The following is a 19,496-nucleotide window of genomic DNA, read 5'->3' as shown; positions in this document are numbered from 1 at the left end:
CCGGTGCCCGATCAGGCCGGCGGCAGCGGCAGCTCGAACCAGACCACCTTGCCGACCGCCTTGCGGGCGGTGCCCCAGCGCTCGGCGAGCTTGGTGACCAGGGTCAGCCCGCGGCCGGTCTCGCCGAGCTGCTCGGCCGGCTCCAGGGACGGCAGGTTGTGGTTGTCGTCGCTGACCTCGACGAGCAGCTTGTCCACCCGGATCAGCTGGAGCTGGACGCGGTCCCGGGCGACCCGGACGGCGTTCGTCACCAGCTCGCTGACCAGCAGCTCGGTGGTGTCGCTGAGCCCCGCCAGCTGCCAGGAGGCGAGCTGCTCGCGGACCAGGGCCCGGGCCCGGCCGACCTCGCGGTGGTCCACCGTGAGGTCCCAGGTGGCCACCTCGCTCGGCGCGACGCCGTCGAAGCGGGCCACCAGCAGCGCGACGTCGTCCTTGCGGTCGTCCGAGTGGAGCCGCTCCAGCACCACGTCGCAGGCCTCCTCGGGGCTCCGCCGCGGGTCGATCAGGTTGCCGCAGAGCGCGGCCAGGCCCGCCCCTATGTCGCCGCCCCTGACCTCGACCAGACCGTCGGTGCAGAGCACCAGCATCGAGCCGTCGGAGACGTCGATGGTCTTGGCGACGAACGGCACGCCGCCGACGCCGATCGGTGCGCCGGCCGGGATCTCCAGCAGTTCGCCGCTGCCGTCCGGGTGCACCAGCACCGGCGGTACGTGGCCCGCGCTGGCCAGCTCGCACGTCCGGTTGATCGGGTCGTAGACCGCGTACAGGCAGGTGGCGAGATGGTCGTCGCCGAGCTTGTGGGCCAGGTTGTCCAGGTGGCGCAGCAGCTGGCCGGGCGGCAGGTCGAGGGCGGCGAGGGTCTGCATCGCGGTGCGGAAGCGGCCCATCGCGGCGGCCGAGTGCAGGCCGTGGCCCATCACGTCGCCGACCACCAGCGCGACCCGGCTGCCCGGCAGCTGGATCGCGTCGAACCAGTCCCCGCCGACCTCGGCCTTGGAGTCGCCCGGCAGGTAGCGGTGGGCGATCTGGACGCCGGGGATCTGCGGCGGCCGGGTCGGGATCATCGAGCGCTGCAGGGTGGTGGCGACCCGGGACTCGGCGCGGTGCAGCCGGGCGTTGTCCAGCGAGAGCGCGGCGCGGGCGGCCAGCTCCTTGAGGGTCGCGGCGTCGCCCTCGTCGAAGGGGGCCCGGTCGGGCAGCCGGAGCAGCTTGAGGATGCCCAGTACGGTGCCGCGGGCGGAGAGCGGCACCACCAGCATCGAGCGGCCGGTGACCACGGAGGCGAGCCGGGGGCCGCCGAGTGCGGCGGCGTAGTCGACCGCGACGTCCGGGCTGACCACCGGGACCAGGACCGGCTGGTTCAGCTGGAGGGCCATGCCGGGCGGGGTGCGGCGGGGCATCGCGACGAGGGCGCCCTCGGCGAGCACGTGGTCCCACTGGCCGGCGGACTCGTTGTAGACCAGGGCGACGCGGCGCAGCATCGTGTCGTCGTCCGGCCGGGCCTCGGGCAGCTCGGAGTCGGAGATCAGGCCGTCCACGAGGTCCACGCAGGCGAAGTCGGCGACCCGCGGGACGAGTACCTGGCAGAGCTCGTGCGCGGTGAAGCCGAGGTCCAGGGTGGTGCCGACCTTGCCGCCGACCTCCCCCAGCAGGGCCAGCTGCTCGCCGGCCTGGCCGTTGGTGAGGAAGGGGCCGAACCGGCCGGCGGGCCGGTCGCCGCCCTCGGGTCCGGCGGGTGCGGGAACGGGTGCGGGAACGGGAACGGGAATGCCCGCGGGTGGGGCCTGGTCGCCCCGGCGGGCCTGCTGGCCGTTGGCGGACGACTCGACGGCGGCCTGCTCGATGGTGGCGCCTCCTCTGGGCGGGGCCGGGACGGCCGGGGTGCCCGTCGGGGGGACACCGGCGACCTCGGCCGTGGCGGGCCGGGCGGCCGGGGCTCCGGCCTCGCGCGGACCGGGGAGTTGTCCGGGCAGCTGGCCGGGCGGGCCCGGCGGCCGCCGCCCGGGGGCGGGCTGGTCGGGCTGCGGCCGCGGGCCGATCCGGGCGGCCCGCTGCTGGGCGGTGGGGTAGCGGCGGCCGATCCCGGCGGCCGCGTGCGCGGTGCCGGCCGCCGGATCGGCCGGCAGCACGGGCAGCACGGTGGTCCGGTCCAGCCGCAGGGCGGGCAGGCCGGCCCCGCTCAGCGTGTCGAGCAACAGCTCCCGCCGCGCGGCGGAGCCCGCTGCCAGCAGCCGGGCGAGCGGCTCGGGCACCGGGCGGCCGGGCGGGGTGAGGGCGGCGGAGAGCCGGTGGAACCCGCCCCGGGCCGCGGACACCGGCGCGAACGGCAGCAGGCGCTCGCCGACGGCGATCCGCGGGCCGGCCGTCCGCAGCGGGCGGGCGTCGGCGGCCAGGGCCAGCAGGCCGCCGCCGGCCGCCGGGTAGGCCCACCAGAGCACGTCGCGCAGGTGCTCCTCGCGGTCGGTGACGGGCATCTGCCCGGCCCAGGGGTGGTCGCCGGCGGTCAGCTCGGCCAGCGTCTCCAGCGCGTCGCGGCGCCGGCGGACGGCGGGGGCCGCCGGGCCGGGGATGCTGCGCGGGTCGACGGCGGGGAGCAGGCCGGCGGCGGGACGGTCGCAGGTGACTTCGGCCCGGTGCCCGAACAGCTCCTCGGCGGCCCGGCTCCACTGCGCGATCCGGCCCGTCCGGTCGACCAGCACGAGGGCGAGCCGGACCAGGGCGGCCACGCCTGACGGCTGGTCACCCGGCGCGGCGAGGGGCCCGGCGGCGGTGGCCGCCGGTCGCGGTGTGGAGTTGGGCTCGTCCGCCATGGATTCGGTCTGCTCCCGCCTGGCCGCCACGCCTGGAGGCGGCCGTCTCTCTGGAGGAAGGCACGCTGTGCGGATACCAGCGAAGCACGGACAGGGCCGGACTCGATAGCGAAACGGGGAGATTCATCAGTATCAGTTGCGTGTCACTCGGTGTGCGCCCGTCCGCACTCCCCGTCCGCCCCGCCGGGGGCGGCGGGCGCGAGGGTAGGGTGGCAGGCCGGACCGAGCGAGCAGGACGAGACAGAGGCGACAAGTGACCGCGCAGAGCCCCGTCCGCTGGACGGACCCGGAGCAGCAGGAGCTGGAGGAGCGGGTCGCCGCCGCCGAACTCGCCTGGCTGACCATGGACGTCGACATGCAGACGCTGCGGGTCGAGATCGACAACTTCGCCCTGATCCACCATCAGCTGCTCGGCCCGCTCTATGCCCGTCTGGACGAGCTGGACGCGCTGATCGCCGAGACGGTGGCCACCCGGACCGGGCTCCCGGAGGACCTCCGGCGGGCCGCCGAGGCCAGGCAGCGGGTGGACGAACTCCCCGACCTCGACGCGCTGTTCGACAGCGTCCAGGAGCAGGAGGCGGCCCCGCCGCCGGCCGCGCCGGCCCGGGTGCGGCCCGGCCGGGACGCCCAGCGGATCTACCGCGAGCTCGTCCGCCGGGCGCACCCCGACCTCACCACCGACCCGGCCGAGCAGGAGCGCCGGGCCGTCTTCCTGGCCCGGGTCAACGAGGCCTACGCGTACGGCGACACCACGGTGCTGGCCGGCCTGGCCGCCGAGTGGTCCACCGCCCCCGAGGCGGCGCCCGCCCTCGACTCCCCGGACCGGCTGGGCTGGCTGCACCGGCGGCTGGAGTGGCTGAACGCGAAGATCGCCGAGACCGCCACCGAGCAGGTCCGGCTGGAGAACACCGCGATGGGGCAGCTGCTCGCGCTCGCTCCGCAGGACCCGGACGGGCTGCTGGAGGAGCTGGCCGAGCAGTTGCTGGCGAAGGCCGCGGCCCAGCAGTCCGAGCTGGAACGGCTGCTCGGCGGCCGGCCGGTGGGGGACAATGGCGGTGCCGAGACCGAGCCCCAGGAGAGCCAGACGATGTTCGCCCAGATCCCCACCACCGACGCCGCTTCCGTGCCGGCCGACGCCGCCTTGCTGGACGTCCGTGAGCAGGACGAGTGGGACGCCGGGCACGTGGACGGTGCGCTGCACATTCCGATGGGCCAGCTGATCGCCCGGATCGGCGAGCTGCCGGACGAGAAGCTGTACGTGCTCTGCCGGGTCGGCGGGCGTTCGGCGCAGGTCGTCCAGTACCTGGTGCAGAACGGCCGGGACGCGGTCAACGTCGACGGCGGCATGTACGCCTGGGAGGCCGCGAGCCGCCCGATGGTCGGCAGCGGCGGTCAGGACGCGTTCGTCCTGTAGTGCCCGCAGCTCCCGCGGTCGGGGCGCGCACGTCCTGTGGTCCCCCGCCCGGTTAGGGCAGGATGGGCGCGCGACCGAGCCGGAAGCGGACCGGCGGCGCCCGTCCGGTGGGGGTACCTCCCGGCCGAAGGCTGGGGGAGAGTGCATGGCCGAGAGCTCCGCAGGCACCGGGGGCGCCGAGGACGGCCGGTGTGCCGCGGACGCGGCGGCCGGCGTGCCGCTCGGCGGCCGGAGCTGGTCACGGCCGGCCCTGGCGGTGCTCGGCGTGGCCGGCGCCGCCCTGGTCGCGGTGACCGGGCTCTTCCTCGCCGCGGTCTTCCTGCACGTGGCACCCGCCAACTCGCTCTCCCGGGAGTACCGGGAGCAGGTCGACGGGGTGGTGTACCCGGAGTTCGAGCAGAACTGGAAGCTGTTCGCGCCCAACCCGCTGCAGCAGAACGTCAGCCTGGACGCCCGGGTCCGCACCGTCGCGGACGGCGGTGCCACCCGGACCCACGACTGGTTCGGGCTGACCGCCCGGGACCTCGCCGCGATCCGCGGCAACCCGGCGCCCAGCCATGCCGACCAGAACCTGCTGCGCCGCGCCTGGGACTTCTACGAGGGCACCCACAGCGCGCAGGACGACTCGCCGACCGGCCCGCGCGGCAAGCTCGCCGAGCAGTACCTCAAGCGGATCGCGCTGCAGCGGACCGGCCGGAGCGTCGACGGCGAGCGGATCCTGGAGATCGAGTTCCGGGTGACCGCCACCGTCGTGCGGCCGCCGGACTGGAGCGGGGAGGCCGCGCCGCCCGCGCCGAAGGTCCGTGAGCTGCCGTGGTGGCCGGTCAACGACGAGGACCACCGGGGGCTCGGGTGAACGGGACGACGCCGTCGGCCGGTCCGCGGCCGTTGCTGGACGGGATCCCCCGGCAGCCGGTGCAGGTGCCGGCCGCGGGACCGCCGCCGCGGGCGCCCGGCCCCGGCCTCGGCGCGCCGGTCGCGCGGGCCGTCGCCGCGTTCACCGGGCAGGTGCTCGGCCGCCACCAGGCGGCGGCGGTGCGGATCGGCTTCGGCCTGGTCTGGCTGGCCCACCTGCTCCGGGAGTGGCCGAACCGGCGGCTGCTGTACGGCGACACCTCGCCGTGGTCGCTCGACCTCGCCGAGCGGCTGCTCGCCGACAACGGCGCGCTGACCGTGCTGCCCTGGTTCGGCGGGCGGCTCTGGTTCGAGCTGGTCTACCACCTCGCGGTGCTGGCCGCCGTGGGCGTCCTGCTCGGCTGGCGGACCAGGGCGAGCAGTGTGCTGTTCCTGGCCACCGTGCTGTCGCTGCAGAACCGCAACGTCTTCCTCGGCGACGGCGGCGACAACGTCGTCCACCTGATGGCCGTCTACCTGGTCTTCACCCGGTGCGCCGAGGTCTGGTCGCTGGACGCCCGGCGGCCCGCCCCCGGCCGGACCGGGGTACTGCTCTGGGCGGTGCTCGGCGCCGTCCTGCTGGTCTGCCAGCTCGGTGCGTTCTCCGGGGAGAGCCTGACCTGGACGACCGCGGACTTCCCGTACGTCGGCTGGTCACCGGTGTTCTGGGGGCTCTGGGCGGTGGCCGGGATCCGGTGGCTGCTCGGGCGGCTGCGGCCCGGCGGCGAGCCGCGGGCGGTGCTGGACGCGCTGGCGACCATGGTGCACAACTGCGCGATGCTGGTGATCGCCGCCGAGGTGGTGCTGATCTACGCCACGGCCGGCTGGTACAAGGTGCAGGGCTCGCGCTGGCAGGACGGCACCGCGCTCTACTACCCGCTGCACCTGGACTACTTCACCCCCTGGCCGGGTCTGTCCGGGCTGGTCGGCTCGGCGCTGCTGCCGGTCTTCCTGATCTCGTACGGGACGGTGATCCTGCAGGTCGCGTTCCCGTTCACGCTGGTGAGCCGGCGGCTCAAGAACGCGCTCCTGGTGGTGATGATGGCCGAGCACCTGGGGATCGCGGTGCTGCTCGGGCTGCCGGTGTTCTCGCTGGCCATGGTCGCGGCGGACGCGGTCTTCCTGCCGACGGCGGCGCTGCTCTGGGCGGCCGGCCGGGCGGGGAGCGCCGGGGCCCGGCTGCGCGGCTTCCTGGGCCTGCGGCGGGCCGGGGCCGCGGAGCGGGGACCGGCGCGGACGGGGGTGCCGGAGGCCGGCCTGGCGGATACGGGTCTGCCGGTGACGGGCCTGGCGGACACGGGCCTGCCGGAGACCGGGTCACCGCAGGCGGGGCTTCCGGAGGCGGACGGGGGCTCTCGCCTAAGCTGACCGTTATGTCCTGGTTCGCCGCCCTCCGAGACACCGCGCGAACCGGACTGACCCTGGACCGCGCGCTCACCGACCCCCAACGGGCCGTCCGCGGCGCCGTCGCCGTCGCCCTGGTGCTCTTCCCGACCCTGGCGATCGCCGGGCCCCAGCTCGCCACCTCGGCCGCGATGGGCGCCTTCATCGCCGGGACGGCCACCTTCCAGCGCAGCTTCCGCCCCCGGGCCACGCTCGCCGTGGCCGCCGGGCTCGGACTCGGCACCAGCACCTTCCTCGGCTACCTGGCGGCCGGCGTACCCGGGGCCTTCCCCGTCCTGCTCGCCGTCTGGGCCTTCGGCGCCGGACTGGCCTGGGCGATCGGGCCCACCGCCGGGGTGGTCGCGGCCAACACCCTGGCGGTCATGATGATCGTCGTCCAGCTCCCGGTGAGCATCCTGACCGCGCTCGGCCACGGCCTGGTCTGCGCGCTCGGCGGCCTCGTCCAGGCGGCGGTCATCACGCTCTGGCCGATCGGCAGCTGGACCGCCCAGCGCGAGGCGCTCGCCGACACCTGGGCCGAACTCGCCGACTACGCCCGCCGGCTGCGCCAGGACCCGACCGCGCACGTCGACCCGGAGCCGTTCATGACGGCCCGGCACGCGGCCACCCTGACCCCCTGGCAGGACCGCCACCGGCCGCCCGAGATGCGCGGGCTGCGCGGCCTCGCCGAACGCGTCCGCCCCACCCTGGCGGCGATCGCCGACCCCAAGGTGGGCGCCCCCGCGGAAGGACCGGAACGCGACCGGGCCCGGGCCGTGCTGGCCGCCGCGGCCGAGGCGATGGACGCGCTCGCCAAGGCCGTCCGCACCGGGGACCCACTGCAACTGCCCCGCTCGGCACCCGCGCTCACGCTGGCCGCCCCGGTCGACGGCCCGGAGCTGCAGGGCGCCGGCCGCCGGGCCGCCCGCCGGCTGGCCGGACTGCTGCGCAAGGCCGCCGACACCCTCGAACGCGGCGACGAGGACACCATCAGCACCCCGGTGGTCGGCGCGGGCGGGCGGCTGCACAAGCCGCCGCTCTCCCGGATGCTGCCGGTCGCCGCCCGGGCGGTGCGCCGTCAGCTCCAGCCGCGCTCGGCCGTCTTCCAGCACGCCGTCCGGCTCACCGCGGTCGTCACCCTCGCGTACCTGCTCGCCCAGGGGGCCGGCTTCCACCACGGGTACTGGGCGCCGATGACCGCCGCCATGGTGATGCGGCCCGACTTCGCGCAGACCTACAGCCGGGGCGTGGCCCGGCTCGCCGGGACGATGGTCGGCGTGGCCGTCTCCACCCTGGTGGTGCAGCTCGCCGACCCCGCGGACGGCGTGCTGGCCGCACTCGCGGTGCTCTGCATCGGCGGCGCCTACCTCACGCTGCGCACCGGCTACGCGCTGATGACGGTCTGCGTCTCCTCGTACGTGGTCTTCCTGCTCGGGCTCCAGGAGGGGGACCCGCTGGTCACCGCCGTCGAGCGGGTCGGGCTCACGCTGCTCGGCGGCTCGGTCGCGCTGCTCGCCTACGCGCTCTTCCCGACCTGGCAGACCGCCCGGCTCGGTGAACGGCTGGCCGAGTGGCTGGCCGCCGCCGGGCGGTACGCCGCGGCAGTGATCACCGTCTACGAACGCCCCGGCGCGCCGCGCGAACAGGCCGTCCGCTCGGCCCTGCTGGACTCCCGGGAGGCCCGCTCCGAACTGCTCCAGGCGATGCAGCGGGCCGACGCCGAGCCCGGCCGGCACGCCTCCGGACTGCCCGGGGTGAGCCGCCGCCAGCTCGACCGGGCCAGGGCCGCGGTCGGCCACCTGGGCCGGGCGGCGGTGCTGCTGGAGGCGCACCTGCCGGCCGCCGACGCCGAACCGGTGCGCCCGGGGCGGCGGAGTTCGCCGAGGAGCTGCGGCTGGCCACCGCGCTCGCCGCGGGCGCGCTGCTGACCGGCCGGCCGGTGGAGTTCGGCGCGGTGCGGGAGGCACAGGAGGAGCTGGAGAGGCGGCTGGCCGGGGCGCCGGCCGGGGTGCACCGGGACGTCCTGCGGGCCGGCAGCCGGCTGCTGCTCCAGGCCCTGAAGGACTTGGAGCGGGCACTGCGCGGCGGTGGCACGGCGGCCGCCTCCGCGCAGCGCGAGCCGGAGTCGACGGCGCGTTAGGCGGCGGCCGCCGCGGCCTCCAGCCAGTTGGCGAACTCGCAGGTGAAGTGCCACTGGTGGCCGGTCGACAGCTCCTCGGGAAGGTGCCCGACTGAAGCGGAGAGATTTTCTCCGCCTCTTCGGACGGTAGCATAGGGGGAGAGAATCTCTCCGGTTAAAGGGTTGGTGATGAGGGCGGACGCGGAACGCAGCCGGCGCAGGATCCTGGACGCGGCCTGCGAGGTGTTCCTGGAACGGGGCCCGGACGCCCCGCTGGACGCGGTGGTCCGCCGCGCCGGGGTCGGGCCCGGCACCCTCTACCGGCGCTTCCCCGACCGGGAGGCGCTCGTCCGGGCGCTGGTCACCGACCTGCTGGCCCGGCTCACCGAGGCCGCCGAGGAGGCCCGGCGCGCCGAGGACGACGCCTACCGGGCGCTGCGCCGGTTCGTCCACGCCGCCGCCGACCTGCGGATGGGCGCGGCGATCGTGGTGCTGCTGGAGCACCTGGTGGTGGATGCCGAGCTGGTCGCCGTCCGGGCCGGCGCCGCCGCCGCGGTGGAACGGCTGATCGCGGCCGCCCGGGAGGACGGACAGCTGCGGGCCGACGTCGGCACGGGTGACCTGGTGCTGCTCTGCGTCCGGCTCTCCCGGCCGCTGCCCGGCGGGCTGGCCGCACTGGACGCCGACGGCACGCTCGTCCACCGGCACCTCGACGTCGCGCTGGCCGGACTCCGCGCCGGCACCGCCGACGGGACGGGCACCGCCGACGGGACGGGCACACAGGACGGGACGGGCACACAGGACGGGACGGGCACGCCGCTCTCCTTCGAGCAGGTGATCGCGGCCGCCGGGCGGCCCGGTGAGGGCGCGGGGACCGGAGTGGCAGAGTGAGCGGCATGAACGACGAGTCGGTGCGGGCCTGGCGGGCGGACGCCCAGCTGCCCGGAACGGTCCTGCTGGACGGCTTCCACCCGCTGAAGCACGCGCTGCGCTTCGGCGGGAACGTCCGGCGGGTGCTGACCGCCGACCGCGCCGCCCTGCTGGCGCTCGCCGCCGAGCTGGCGCCGGACGTGCTGCCCGCACTGGACGGTCTCGCCGCCGAGCTGCCCGAGGCCGGACTGCGGGCGCTGGTGCCGCGGCTGCACCCGACCGGGGTGGTCGCGCTCGCCGACCGGCGCACCGCCGGGGCCAACCTGGCGGCGCTCACCGGGCGGCCGCGCCCGGCGCCGGTCGTCCTGCTGGAGAACCCGCGCAACCTCGGCAACGTCGGTGCGGTGATCCGGCTGGCGGCCGGCTTCGGCGCCACCGGTGTGGTGACCACCGGGGACCTGGACCCGTGGCACCCGACCGTCGTCCGGGGCAGCGCCGGCCTGCACTACGCCACCGCCGTCGAGCGGCTGGCCCTCGCCGAGCTGCCGGCCGGGCCGCTCTACGTGCTGGACCCGGAGGGCGCGGACATCCGGACGCTGTCCTTCCCGGACGACGCGCTGCTCGCCTTCGGCACCGAGCGGCACGGTGTCTCGGCCGAGCTGAAGGCGCGCGCCGACCGGCTGGTCGCGGTGCCGATGCAGCCCGGCGTCTCCAGCTTCAACCTGGCGACGAGCGTCGCGATGGGGCTCTTCCACTGGATGTCGGGCCGCCCGCCCGGCCTGGGCGGCGACTGAGCGTCACCCGGCCGGGCCGGCAGCGGCGCTGCGCCGGGGTCAGGAGAACAGCCGCTTCCAGGTGTCCGGCCCGGGCAGGCCGTCGGCCTCGCTGCCGCGCCAGCCCTGGGCGAGCTGGAACGCCTGGACGGCCCGCCGGTCGCTCTCCGTCCAGCGCGGGCCGGGGCCCTGGCCGTAGGAGCCGCCGAAGCCCTTGCGGACCAGCTGCTCGCCCAGCAGCCGGACGTGGTCGTTGTCGGCGCCGGGGCCGAAACTGCCGGTGCCGGGGAAGGCGGGCACCCCGGGGGTGACCGGCGGTGGCGGCGGGAGCGGGGCGGTGGCGGGGGCGATGCTGCGGCCCTTGCCGCCGGCCAGGTAGTCCCAGGTGTCCTTGCCGGGGAGGCCGTCGGCCTCGCTGCCGCGCCAGCCCTGGGCGAGCTGGAACGCCTCGGTGGCCTGCCGGTCGCTCTCGCTCCAACGCGGGCCGGGGCCGGTGGTGTAGAACCGGCCGCCGCCGCGCTGCACCAGCAGCCGGCCGAGCTCGGTGACGTACGCGTTGTCGGCGCCCGGGCCGAACTTGTCCGCTCCCGGGAACGCCGTCGACGCGGCGCCGTCGTTGCCGGCGCCGTCGTTGCCTGTGCCGCCGTCGGAGAGCCCCTGGTAGCGGTACGGGACGTAGGAGGCGGAGTTGCTCCAGTACGCGTACGGGGTGTCCCGCCGGGTGGTGCCGGGGGAGGTCTGCTCGTAGGCGAGGTAGCGGGTGCGCGCGGAGTCCGTCCAGCCGCCGAAGATCGTGACGTGCGAGCCGGACTGCGGGCCGGCCGGGTCGTTGTGGACGAGGACGTCGCCGGGCTGGAGGCCGGCCCGGCCGATCCGCTCGGCGAAGTCCGGCAGTGTCCAGGTGGTCTGGCTGCTGCCGAGGCCCCAGGCCATCGAGACGAAGCCGGAGCAGTCCTGGCGGTACCCGTCCGACCAGTACCGGCTCATGCTGTACGGGACCTTCTGGCCGACCCAGTTCTCGGCCCGTTCGATGATCTGCGCCCGGGTGACGGGCACTGCGGCGGTGCGCGGGGCGGTGGCGCCGCGGGCCTGCTCGCCGTACAGGCCGCTGACCTCGCCCTGCGGGTTGGCCGGTGGTCGGGTGCTGCTGCCGCTCGGGGTCGGCGTCGGGGTCGGGGCGGCGGCGGCACCGGCGGCTCCGGCCGTGCCCCCGCCGACCGCGGTGCCGACCGCGGCCATCAGGACGGCGGCGCGGCGCCGGACGCTGCGGGCCGCGGCGTGACCGCCCTCGTGCACCGGTGCGGCGTGCAGCCGGGCGCGGCGGCGGGCGCTGCAGCCCCCGCATATGCAGTCCTCGTCCGGTTCGACGTCGTCGAACCGGAGCAGTGCGGTCAGTGGGTCGGTACGGCTCATGCTCCGCCTCTTCTCCTGGTCGGTCCTGACGGCTCGACAGGACCGGCCTTCCCGGCCGGTGGCGCGTGGTATCCGGACCAAAGTCCCAAACCGGGCGGGTGTTCGGCGCGGCGGGTTGCGCCGTGCGGGTGACGGCCGTTCGGTCCCCGGCCGTGGCGCGGGCCGGGTGCGGACCGTAGGGCCCGGCGGACCTGGCCAGTGGTCAGGTTCTGAGGAGAGAAGGGTGGCGGACGCCCGGTCAGGCGGCGGCGGGCGGGTTGGCCGGGGAGTACTCGGGATCGCTCCAGGTCAGCGGAGTGGCGTCGGCGAGTTCGAGGACGCCGGTGACGGTGAGGTCGACCACCCGTTCGGCCCCCGGCAGGCCGGCGGCGGCCCGGGCGGACCAGTCGGTCCTGGCCTCGCCGGTGATCAGCAGCGCGCCGCCGGTGTCGAAGTCCGGCAGCAGGAGGCCGGCCCGCGGGTCGAGCTCCAGGTTCCCGAGGGTCATGAACATGCTGTTGCCGGCGTACTCGGGCCACTGCAGCCGGTCCGGTCCGAGCACCCGGAGGAAGCCGGGGTTGCCGCCCCGGTGCGAGGCGTCCACCCGGCCGTCCGGGCCCGCGGTGGCGATGAAGAAGGTGTCCGCGGTGGCCACGGCGAGCTGCTGGGCGATGGAGAGGGCGGGGCCGGCCGCCACCGCGTGCGGGGTGCCGGGGGCCGTCCGGTGCTGCGGGCTGCGGCGCTGGATGTACTTCGGGCAGTTGGCGTACACCTGCTCCGCGGCGATCACCAGGCCGCCCCGGCCGTCCGGCGCGGAGCGGCCGTTGAGCCGCATCCGGCGTCGGCCGGCCGGATCCAGGGCGATCGTGCCGACCTCGGCCGGCCCGGCCAGTACGGCGGCCAGCGGGTCGTCGTCGGCCGGGTGGGCGGCCACCGTGAGGGTCCGCTCGCCGGCGGCCCGGAGGAAGCCGGGCGCGCCGGTGAGCTGGGTGGCCCAGAGCCGGTCGTCGGCGTCGGCGGCGCCGACCACCAGCAGCTGCCGCTCGGCCAGGAAGCGGCCGGCCACGGGCGGGATGGTGCTGCCGATCGCGCGGCCGGAGTGGTCGGCGCGGTCCCGGCGGCCGGCCCGCTGCTGCACCGCCCGCTCGCCCGGGTGGTAGGGGGTGCTGCCGGTCATGGTGTGCCTCCTGTCGGCGGTGCGGTGCAGTGCGGTGCGGTGCGGCGCGGTGCGGTGCCGGTCCGGGCCCGGGGCTTGCGGCGGCCGGGCGTGCGGGGTCTAGAAGAAGCCGCAGGTCGGGGCGGAGCCGGCGGGGGCGGCCTCGGTGCCGTCCAGGCCCTTCGGGGTGTAGATCTCCAGCCGGATGCCGTCCGGGTCGGTGAAGAAGATCCCGCCGGAGGCCGCCCCCTCGCGGTGCGGGACGACGCCGTCGTGCGCGAACTCGGCGCCCAGCTCGCGCAGCACCTGCTCGGCGGCCCGGACCTCGTCCACCGAGTCGACCTGGAAGGAGAGGTGGTGCAGGCCGGGCGCGCCGGTGGCGAAGGTACCGGTGCTCTGCTCCCAGAGCGTGATCAGCAGGCGGCCGTCGCGGCCGAGGAAGGCGAACCGGCGGTCCGGGTCGGTGCCCTCGTTCAGCACCTCCAGGCCCAGGGCCCGGCGGTAGAAGGCGGTCGAGCGCTCCAGGTCGGTGACGTTCAGGCCCACGTGGCCGGTCTGCAGGGTGCTGGCGAGGGTGGTGCTGGACATGGCGGGTCACTCCCGTGGCCGGGGCGTCCGGGGACGCCTGCATCTAACCGTTACTAAAGACAGTAAGGGTTAGATCACGAGGCGTCAACCGGCCCCCCGGCTTGAAGGGGTTAGATGGGGATGTTATGTCGATGCCATGACAAGAGGAGAGCCCGCCGGAGCGGTACCCGGGCGCCGAGGCGCCGGGTGAGAGGGGTTACTCCCACTCCCAGCGGATTCCGACGTGGCCCGGCTGCTGGTCCGGGGCGAGCACGTGGGCGCTGGCGGAGGCGCCGATCCAGAGCTGCTCGCGGCGGCGGTCGACGTCCTCGCCCGGGGCGCGGTCGTAGCGCTCGCAGTGGGCCGGGACGGCCGCCGGGTCGAAGTGCACCTGGAGCACGTACTCGCGCACCGGGATGGCGAAGCGGCGGCTGTACTCCATGGTCGGCCCGCCGGGCGGGATCTCGACCTCGTACTCGAAGACCGTGCTGTCGCCGAGGGCGAGCGGCCGGTCCAGCATCAGCTCGCCGACCACCAGGCCGACCTTCGGGCGGCGGCGCACCCGGCCGAGCCGGCCGTGCCGGACGGAGGTGATCTCCGGGCAGCCGGTGGCCTCCTCGTCGGCCTTGTGCACGACCAGGCAGCGGGCCACCCCGCCGACCGTCGCCCGGACCACCTGGCGCATCCGCAGCAGGTTGCCGCGCCGCTCGGCGTCGACGTAGTAGGAGTCGTGGATGGAGAGCCGCTCCAGCTCGCCGACCGGCGGGGCGTCCAGCTCGGCGAAGACGTCGGCGATCTCCTGCTCCCCCGGCCAGACGTCCTCCAGCCGCAGGTGTGCGGTGTTGGCGGCGGCGGCCCAGCGGCCGCGCGGGCGGGGCGGGCCGAGCAGGGCGGTGAGGGTGGAGTGCGGCAGGCCGAGCAGCTCCTCCAGCAGGTGGACGGCGCGCAGCGAGCTGGCCCGCTCGGGCTGGCTGCGGCCCCGCCGCCAGTAACTCAGCGTCGTGACGCTGACCCTGACGCCGCGTTGGGCCAGTGCCGCGCGGATCCGGTCCAGGCTGAGGCCGCTGGCCTCGATGGCCAGGTTCAGGGTGTCGGCGAAGCCGCCGGCCGGTGCGGGCCGGCCGGCCGCGGTGGCGGCGGAGGGCGGGAGCTGCGCGGCGGAGGGCGGCACGGCGGGCGCGGGCGTGACGGGGTGCGGACCGACCAGCCGAAGCCGGGCGTCCTGGGGTTGCTGTGAGCCCATCCGGTTACCTTCCCCAGCAGGTGGGTTCGGCGCGGCCGATTCGGCGCCGAGGAGCGCCGTCAGCGGCTTCACCGAGCTGTGGGGAACCCTATGCACGGTCGAGAGGCTACGTCATCAGTCGTGCGTATGACAGTGGTCACGAGTGTTCGACCACAAGGTTATCGATCTTGAAACAGCGCGGAAACACGGCGTCGGGGCGGTCCGGGTGAGGACCGCCCCGACGGGACGTGCGGAGGGTGGTCAGGAGACGTTGAGCGCGGCGTCGTCGATCACGAAGCTGGTCTTCAGCGAGGAGTCCTCGGTGCCGGTGAACTTCACCGTGACGGTCTGGCCCGCGAAGGCCGAGAGGTCGAAGGTCTTCTGCACGAAGCCGGTGGCCGCGTTGGCGTTCGACAGGGTGGTCAGCGTGGTCGAGCCGGCCTGGACGGTCAGCTTGTCGTACGCGGTGGAGCCGGTCTCGGCGGTGTCGATGTGCACCCAGAACGAGAGGGTGGCCTTGCAGCCGGCCGGGATCGAGACGGTCTGCGACATGGTGTCGGTGTGGGCGCTGCCGTAGCCGTCCATCCAGGCCTTCCAGGAGCCGGCGTGGGCGGCCTCACCGGTGCTGTTGTCCACCACGCCGGTGGACGCCGTCCACGGGGCGGCGGTGCCGGTCTCGAAGCCGCCGTTGCCGATCAGCTGGGCCGCGGTGCAGCCGCCGGAGGGCGGCGGGGTGGTGCCGCCGAGCAGGGCGGTGGTCAGGGCGTCGGCGACCGGGCTGCCCCAGCCGGTGACCTGGTCGTAGCCGGCCTTGGTGGAGAAGTCCTGGTTCTTGCCGGTGGTCACGTCGTGGAACGTGGTGCCGTAGCTGCTGCTGTTGGCGACCGCGTACAGCTTCGGGCTCGCCTCGCCGAGGACCGGCTGCCCGGCGGCCTTGGCCTTCTGGTTGAACTGGGCCGCGTAGCCGGACCAGAGCGGCGCGGCCGCGCTGGTGCCGCCGTAGACCTGCCAGCCGCCGGCGGTGTAGATCGCGAAGCCGCTGGCCGGGTCGGCGTTGGAGGAGACGTCCGGGACGGTGCGCATGGTGCCGGTGACGCCGGTGCCGGTCTGCCAGCTCGGCTTGGCGAACACGGTGGAGACGCCGCCGCCGGCCGTGCTCCAGGCGCTCTCCGAGGAGTAGGCGCTGCCGGAGACCTTGAGGTTGGTGCCGCCGACACCGGTCTGGTGCGGGCTGGAGGCCGGGAAGTCGACCGCCTTGACGGAGGAGCCGCTGGTGGAGCGGGTGCAGTCGCGGGAGCCGTCGTCACCGGAGGCGGAGAAGATCGAGATGCCCTGCGCGGCGGCCTGCTTGAAGGAGTTGTCGACCGCCGTCATCGAGGAGGCGGTGGTGTCCGGCTCGCAGGAGCCCCACGAGATGGAGATGACCGAGACCCGGTTGTCCGCGACGATCTTGGCGGCCATGTCGATCTCGCCCTGGTCGCTGTTGGGGGCCTCGTAGACCAGCTGGGTCGCCTTGGGCGCGGCCCCGCGGACGATCTCGCTGTCCAGCTCGACCTCGCCCTGGCCCTCGCCGGGCTGGGCGTCGTAGTTGGCGCCGTCCACCGAGACGGTGGAGACGGCCGGGCCGGTCAGGCCGTACTGGGAGTCGTAGGTCTTCAGGTTGCCGGAGGTGTAGCCGTCGAACTCCCAGAGGGCGACGGTGACCCCGGTGCCGTCGGCGCCGGTCTTGTTCAGGTTGTAGGCGCCGTCGTACTGCGTCGGGCCGAAGCCGCTGGGCGCGGCGGTGACGGCGTTCGGGGCGGCCGGCGTGGACGGCTTGACGTTGCGGGTCGTCCGGACGGTGTGGTTGTTCAGGCCGGATATGCCCTGCACCACGTCGGCCAGGTCGGCCGGCACGGAGGCGGCCGCGTCGTTGGCGAAGAAGGTGCGCTGCTGCTGCGGGTCCAGGTAGGCGCTCTCGTGGGTGCCGAAGGCCTTGGCGATCTGCTCGGCGGTGCCGTGCGCGTTGACCACCTGGAGGTTGTCGCTGACGCCGGAGACGGTGAGGCCCTGGGCGGCGAGGTAGGACTTGACCTGCTCCACCCCGGCCCGGGTCGGGCCGAAGCGGTCCGTGAACTGCTGCGGCGTCAGGTACTTGCCGTACTCCGGGGTGCCGGGCGTGGCGACCGCGGTGAGGAAGCGGTCCAGCTCGGCGGTGTTGCGCAGCTTCAGGCTGACCGCGACGGAGAGCTGCTGCTCGGCGGGGACGTCGCCCTTCTTCTCGGAGCGGGCCACCGCGGGGGTCACGGTGTTCGGCAGCGAGACGCGCGGGGCGGCGGCGTTGGGGGTGGTGGCCGCCTGGGCGGCGGTGACGCCGAGTGAGACCGCGGTCAGCGGCAGGACGGCAAGGGCCGCGGCAAGGGCAAGGGAGCGGGGGCGCACGGAATCCTCCTCTGGCCGGCTGTGGGGGCCGGCAGGGGCCAGGGCGTCGCTGGGGTGAGACGCTGGCTAGAACATGACAGAGGGGGTCCGGGAATTGGCTCATGGTCAAGCAATTCGTTCCTAAAAAACAGTCAACTGTGGAAAACCGAATGGAGGCGGCTTCATACAGTTGATGGCCGGAATTCCCGGTGCGGCCGATCCGGTTCCGGCTGGATTCCGGTCCGTTTCCGGCCGGTTCCGGTCGGGTGAATTCGGGACAGACCGGGGCGGACGTAGAATCGGGTATCGGCCGAGACCGAGGGAGAACCGATGACCGACCGGAATGCAGACCCGCGGGATCCGCGCCCGCTGCTCGGCGAGCCGCTCTCGCTGGACCTGCTGAACACACGGTGGTCCGGCACGCCGGTGAACGACCTGCTGGACGAGCCGGACGGGTACGGGATCTGGCTCTCCTCGGCCGGGCTGGCCGGGCGGTGCGGGCCGCAGGACTCCGCGCGGGCGGCCGTCCGGGAGGCCCGGGAGGCGCTGGCGGCGGCCGTCCGCGACCTCGACGCGCACGGGGCGCCGGGCCCGGCCGCGGCGGCGGCGCTGAACGAGGTGCTGCGGCACGGGCGGCTGCGCCGGGAGCTCGGGCCGCAGGGCCCGGCCGCGCAGGTCGAGGTGGACGGCCCGGAGTGGCTGGCGGCCTGGCTGGCGGTGGACGACTTCCTCGACCTGCTCGGCCAGGGTGCGCACCGGATCAAGAAGTGCGCGCACGAGTCCTGCATCCTGCACTTCTTCGACACCTCGCAGAACGGGCGGCGGCGGTGGTGCTCGATGGCCGTCTGCGGGAACCGGGCGAAGGCGGCCCGGCACTACGAGAAGGCGAAGGCCTGAGCGGCCTGCGCGCGACGGCCCGCGGCCGGGCACCCCGTAGGTCCGTACGGGGTGCCCGGCCGCGGGCCGTCCTGGGCGGTGGTGCGGCTCAGCCCTCGGCGGGGGCGCCGAGCCACTGGGCCAGGGCGGCGCGGAGCTCGCCGCGGCCCGGGTCGACGGCGGCCCAGGCGGCGTAGCCGTCCGGGCGGACCAGCAGCACGGTGTCGCGCAGCTTGCCGTGCGGGTCGGCCGGGGCGGCGGTGGTCAGCCGGTCCGCCCACGGCTCGGCGGCCGACAGCTCGTCGTTGCTGACCAGGACGAACTTCCCGCCGCGCAGGGCCTCGTAGAGCCGCTCGGGCGCGGCCGGTCCCTCGGTGCCGGGTTCCTTCAGGGCGGTCAGCCGCAGGTCGGGGACGCGCCGGCCGGCCAGCTGGTGGGAGTCCTTCGGCGCGGCGTACCGGATGCCGATGCCGGAGACCGTCCTGGCGCCGCGCTCGGCGACCACGTCGAGGTGCTCGGCGAGGGTGGCGAGCGCGCCGCGCAGGGCGCGGGTGGGCGCGGAGTGGGCGAGGACCATCCGGACCAGCGCGCCGGAGGTGCGCAGCACCGCCCGGCCGACCGGGTGCCGCTCGGTCTGGTAGGTGTCGAGCAGGGCGTCGGTGGCGTGGCCGCGGACGGCGGCGGCGAGCTTCCAGGAGAGGTTTGCGGCGTCCTGGAGGCCGGTGTTCATGCCCTGGCCGCCGGCCGGGGAGTGGCAGTGGGCGGCGTCGCCGGCCAGGAAGACCCGGCCGGAGCGGTAGTTGGGGGCCTGCCGCTCGTCGCTGTGGAAGGTGGAGCTCCACCGCAGGTCGTGCAGGCCGTAGTCCTGGCCGATCGCGTTGCGGGTGATCTCGGCGATCCGGGCCAGTGGCGGCGGGGTGCCGTCGGGGTGCTGCTCGTGCCGGTCCCAGGCGATGACGCGGTACCAGCCGTCGCCGAACGGGGCGAGGAAGGCGAAGCCGTCCTGGTCGGCGCCGACGGTGATCACCTCGTCCGGCGTGCGCTCCAGCCGGACGTCGGCCAGCACCACGGAGTTGACCACGGACTCGCCGGGGAAGGGGATGCCGAGCAGGTCGCGGACGGTGGAGTGGACGCCGTCGGTGCCGACCGCGTAGCGCGCCCGGTAGGAGGTGGCCGCGCCGTCCTCCTGGGCCTCCAGCGTGACGCCCTCGGCGTCCTGGCGCAGCCCGGTCACCTCGACGCCGCGCAGGATGCTCGCGCCGGCCTTCAGCGCGCGTTCCTGCAGCAGGCGCTCGGTGTTCGACTGCGGGGTGATCAGCACGAACGGGAAGCGGGTGGGGAGGCTGCCGAGGTCGACCCGGACCTTGTTGAACAGGCGCAGCGAGCCGACCGGCTGCCCGGTGGCGATCAGGTCGTCGGCCAGGCCGCGGGCGTCCAGCATCTCCAGACTGCGGGCGTGCACGGCGAAGGCCCGGGTGAGGTTGGACTCGGCGCCGCGCTTCTCCAGGACGGTGACCCGGATCCCGGCGGTGGCCAAGTCCCCGGCCAGCAGCAGCCCGGTCGGTCCGGCGCCGACGATCAGGACGTCGGTGACGGTCTGCTTCGCGGTCATGTGTCAGC

15 protein-coding genes are annotated in these 19,496 nt (G+C 75.2%); 8 read left to right on the top strand and 7 right to left on the bottom strand.

Annotated elements, in window-relative coordinates; all coding sequences use genetic code 11:
• Window positions 1–11: 11 nt before the first annotated feature.
• The gene (locus OH807_RS21250) at window positions 12–2,810 is read right to left on the bottom strand and encodes a SpoIIE family protein phosphatase (RefSeq protein ID WP_406201212.1); all 2,799 of its coding nucleotides are present in this window, start codon (window positions 2,808–2,810) and stop codon (window positions 12–14) included.
• A 253-nt stretch (window positions 2,811–3,063) separates the two neighbouring features.
• Here OH807_RS21250 and OH807_RS21245 point away from each other — a divergent pair, with 253 nt between their 5' ends.
• The 7 genes from OH807_RS21245 (at window position 3,064) to OH807_RS21215 (ending at window position 10,284) form a co-directional block, all read left to right on the top strand.
• Window positions 3,064–4,224: a rhodanese-like domain-containing protein gene (locus tag OH807_RS21245; protein WP_406201210.1), complete on the top strand. Its 1,161-nt coding sequence runs from the start codon at window positions 3,064–3,066 to the stop codon at window positions 4,222–4,224.
• A gap of 145 nt (window positions 4,225–4,369) precedes the next feature.
• A complete protein-coding gene (locus OH807_RS21240) occupies window positions 4,370–5,080 on the top strand; it encodes a DUF5819 family protein (protein ID WP_406201208.1) in 711 nt (236 codons plus the stop codon).
• Window positions 5,077–6,486, top strand: coding sequence for an HTTM domain-containing protein (locus OH807_RS21235; protein ID WP_406201205.1), 1,410 nt, complete (start codon window positions 5,077–5,079; stop codon window positions 6,484–6,486). The genes OH807_RS21240 and OH807_RS21235 overlap by 4 nt, the downstream gene beginning before the upstream one ends.
• A 5-nt stretch (window positions 6,487–6,491) precedes the next feature.
• A complete protein-coding gene (locus OH807_RS21230; RefSeq protein WP_406201203.1) occupies window positions 6,492–8,429 on the top strand; it encodes an FUSC family protein in 1,938 nt (645 codons plus the stop codon).
• Between the two features lie 26 nt (window positions 8,430–8,455).
• Complete coding sequence (locus tag OH807_RS21225) at window positions 8,456–8,641, top strand: hypothetical protein (protein ID WP_406201201.1); 186 nt, start codon at window positions 8,456–8,458, stop codon at window positions 8,639–8,641.
• Between the two features lie 168 nt (window positions 8,642–8,809).
• Complete coding sequence (locus tag OH807_RS21220) at window positions 8,810–9,511, top strand: TetR/AcrR family transcriptional regulator (protein WP_406201199.1); 702 nt, start codon at window positions 8,810–8,812, stop codon at window positions 9,509–9,511.
• A 5-nt stretch (window positions 9,512–9,516) separates the two neighbouring features.
• Window positions 9,517–10,284, top strand: a complete 768-nt coding sequence (locus OH807_RS21215) for a TrmH family RNA methyltransferase (RefSeq protein WP_406201197.1) — start codon at window positions 9,517–9,519, stop codon at window positions 10,282–10,284.
• A gap of 39 nt (window positions 10,285–10,323) precedes the next feature.
• On the opposite strand, the gene OH807_RS21210 is transcribed toward OH807_RS21215, so the two are convergent.
• The 5 genes from OH807_RS21210 to OH807_RS21190 form a co-directional block, all read right to left on the bottom strand.
• Window positions 10,324–11,676 (bottom strand): peptidoglycan-binding protein, encoded by a 1,353-nt coding sequence (locus OH807_RS21210; RefSeq protein ID WP_406201195.1) that lies wholly within the window; start codon window positions 11,674–11,676, stop codon window positions 10,324–10,326.
• A gap of 238 nt (window positions 11,677–11,914) precedes the next feature.
• Window positions 11,915–12,832 (bottom strand): pyridoxamine 5'-phosphate oxidase family protein, encoded by a 918-nt coding sequence (locus OH807_RS21205; RefSeq protein WP_406201192.1) that lies wholly within the window; start codon window positions 12,830–12,832, stop codon window positions 11,915–11,917.
• 99 nt (window positions 12,833–12,931) lie between these two features.
• Entirely contained in the window at window positions 12,932–13,399 is a 468-nt protein-coding gene (locus tag OH807_RS21200; RefSeq protein ID WP_406201190.1) for a VOC family protein, read from the bottom strand.
• A gap of 196 nt (window positions 13,400–13,595) precedes the next feature.
• The gene (locus tag OH807_RS21195) at window positions 13,596–14,621 is read right to left on the bottom strand and encodes a hypothetical protein (RefSeq protein WP_406201188.1); all 1,026 of its coding nucleotides are present in this window, start codon (window positions 14,619–14,621) and stop codon (window positions 13,596–13,598) included.
• Between the two features lie 240 nt (window positions 14,622–14,861).
• A complete protein-coding gene (locus OH807_RS21190; RefSeq protein ID WP_406201185.1) occupies window positions 14,862–17,021 on the bottom strand; it encodes a protease pro-enzyme activation domain-containing protein in 2,160 nt (719 codons plus the stop codon).
• A 309-nt stretch (window positions 17,022–17,330) separates the two neighbouring features.
• On the opposite strand from OH807_RS21190, the gene OH807_RS21185 reads away from it, so the two are divergent.
• Window positions 17,331–17,897: a CGNR zinc finger domain-containing protein gene (locus OH807_RS21185; protein WP_406201182.1), complete on the top strand. Its 567-nt coding sequence runs from the start codon at window positions 17,331–17,333 to the stop codon at window positions 17,895–17,897.
• An 88-nt stretch (window positions 17,898–17,985) separates the two neighbouring features.
• Here OH807_RS21185 and OH807_RS21180 read toward each other — a convergent pair whose 3' ends face one another.
• On the bottom strand, window positions 17,986–19,488 hold the full coding sequence (locus OH807_RS21180; RefSeq protein ID WP_406201180.1) for an FAD-dependent monooxygenase: 1,503 nt from the start codon (window positions 19,486–19,488) through the stop codon (window positions 17,986–17,988).
• Window positions 19,489–19,496 lie beyond the last annotated feature (8 nt).

It is taken from the genome of Kitasatospora sp. NBC_01560, assembly GCF_045208415.1.
In the GTDB taxonomy this organism is placed as follows: domain Bacteria; phylum Actinomycetota; class Actinomycetes; order Streptomycetales; family Streptomycetaceae; genus Kitasatospora.
The sequence above is the reverse complement of the archived record's forward strand: the minus strand, read 5'-3'. Positions and strand labels throughout refer to the sequence as shown.